This window comes from Nocardia sp. NBC_00511, from assembly GCF_045161165.1.
Lineage (GTDB): Bacteria > Actinomycetota > Actinomycetes > Mycobacteriales > Mycobacteriaceae > Nocardia.
On the sequence record NZ_CP107849.1, the window covers coordinates 6,056,007 to 6,056,373 of the forward strand.

A 367-nucleotide genomic window follows, 5' to 3' on the forward strand; every position below is an offset into this window, starting at 1 on the left:
TTCACGACGCGGACAGAACCCCTCGATCGATTGTGTTCTCGGGACCGCCGCACGAGGCCGGAACGACCTCGGGCCTAACACGCGGAACTGTTGTGCCGCAGATTTATTCGGGGTCGACGGCCATGGCCTCGATCAGCGACTTGGGCCGCATATCGGTCCAGTGGGCCTCGACGTACTCCAGGCACTCCTGCCGACCGGCGGGACCGTGCGCGACGGTCCAGCCTCCGGGAACCGCCGCGAACACCGGCCACAGCGAATGTTGCGTCTCCTCGTTCACCAGAATGTAGAACTGGGCGTCTTCATCGTCGAATGGATTGCTCATTGCGGATCGCCTTTCTCAGCAAGGTCTTTGGTGGACACAGCGTGG

The 367-nt window shown here is 62.4% G+C and carries 1 protein-coding gene; it reads right to left on the reverse strand.

What is annotated here, in order from left to right; genetic code table 11:
• Positions 1–103 precede the first annotated feature (103 nt).
• Entirely contained in the window at positions 104–322 is a 219-nt protein-coding gene (locus OG300_RS28345) for an MbtH family protein (RefSeq protein WP_405486125.1), read from the reverse strand.
• Between the last annotated feature and the right edge of the window lie 45 nt (positions 323–367).